Source organism: Methylobacterium sp. 285MFTsu5.1 (assembly GCF_000383455.1).
Taxonomy (GTDB): domain Bacteria; phylum Pseudomonadota; class Alphaproteobacteria; order Rhizobiales; family Beijerinckiaceae; genus Methylobacterium.
In genome coordinates this window covers 1-1,651 of sequence record NZ_KB911351.1, presented here as the reverse complement: position 1 = coordinate 1,651, position 1,651 = coordinate 1, and the positions used below count along the sequence as shown (strand labels likewise).

Annotated in this window: 1 rRNA gene; it reads left to right on the top strand. The window is 56.3% G+C overall.

Going from position 1 to position 1,651, the window contains the following annotated elements:
- Positions 1–132 precede the first annotated feature (132 nt).
- Positions 133–1,651 (top strand): 23S ribosomal RNA (locus H288_RS0131895); the annotation flags it as partial.

The following is a 1,651-nucleotide window of genomic DNA, read 5'->3' as shown; positions in this document are numbered from 1 at the left end:
GGCGGTCATGTTCGGCAAGCATACGGTGATCGGATCGGAAACGATCTGATCACTGGTCTTTTTGTGACCGTGTCGCGCTGATCAGCCAGCCTTACGGCTGTCGGATCAGCGACGGACATCGATCACGAGAGCGATCAAGTGCCTTAAGAGCATTCGGTGGATGCCTTGGCGCTGAGAGGCGATGAAGGACGTGGTACGCTGCGATAAGCCTTGGGGAGCTGCGAACGAGCTTTGATCCAGGGATTTCCGAATGGGGAAACCCACCTTCGACCTTCCGTATGGCGGCTGCATGTGACTCACGTCACCTGCGGCTCTCATACGGTTGGTCACATGAAGGTATCAAATCCTGAATTCATAGGGGTTTGAAGCGAACCCGGGGAACTGAAACATCTCAGTACCCGGAGGAAAGGACATCAACGAGACTCCGTCAGTAGTGGCGAGCGAACGCGGATCAGGCCAGTGCCTGTGTTGAGTTTACCGGAACGGTCTGGAAAGGCCGGCGCGATGGGTGACAGCCCCGTACGGGACGGACGATACACAGGACTCGAGTAGGGCGGGACACGTGAAATCCTGTCTGAACATGGGGGGACCACCCTCCAAGCCTAAGTACTCCTCAGCGACCGATAGCGAACCAGTACCGTGAGGGAAAGGTGAAAAGCACCCCGACGAGGGGAGTGAAACAGCACCTGAAACCGGATGCTTACAAACAGTGGGAGCCCAAGGTTCGTCCTGGGTGACCGCGTACCTTTTGTATAATGGGTCAGCGACTTAAAGTTACGAGCGAGCTTAAGCCGATAGGTGGAGGCGCAGCGAAAGCGAGTCTGAACAGGGCGTTCAGTTCGTGGCTTTAGACCCGAAACCGAGTGATCTAGCCATGTGCAGGATGAAGGTGGGGTAACACCCACTGGAGGTCCGAACCAGTGCCCGTTGAAAAGGTCTTGGATGACGTGTGGCTAGGGGTGAAAGGCCAATCAAACTCGGAAATAGCTGGTTCTCCGCGAAAGCTATTTAGGTAGCGCCTCGAGTGAATACCTCACGGGGTAGAGCACTGGATGGGCTAGGGCCGCCCACAGCGGTACCAAACCCAACCAAACTCCGAATACGTGAGAGTACTGCTCGGGAGACACACGGCGGGTGCTAACGTCCGTCGTGGAGAGGGAAACAACCCTGACCGACAGCTAAGGCCCCCAATTCGTGGCTAAGTGGGAAAGGATGTGGGACTCCCAAAACAACCAGGAGGTTGGCTTAGAAGCAGCCATCCTTTAAAGAAAGCGTAACAGCTCACTGGTCTAAATAAGGGGTCCTGCGCCGAAAATGTAACGGGGCTCAAGCCACGAGCCGAAGCTTCGGGTGCATCTTTGATGCGCGGTAGCGGAGCGTTCCCTAGGCCTGCGAAGCGGTACCTGTGAGGGGCCGTGGAGGTATGGGAAGTGCGAATGCTGACATGAGTAACGACAAAGAGTGTGAAAGACACTCTCGCCGAAAGTCCAAGGGTTCCTGCGTAAAGTTAATCTGCGCAGGGTTAGCCGGCCCCTAAGGCGAGGCCGAAAGGCGTAGTCGATGGGAACGGGGCGAACATTCCCCGGCCAGCGGATGGTGACGGATGCCGTGTATCGTTTGACCTTATCGGATTGGTCAGGCGGTGAAGGGG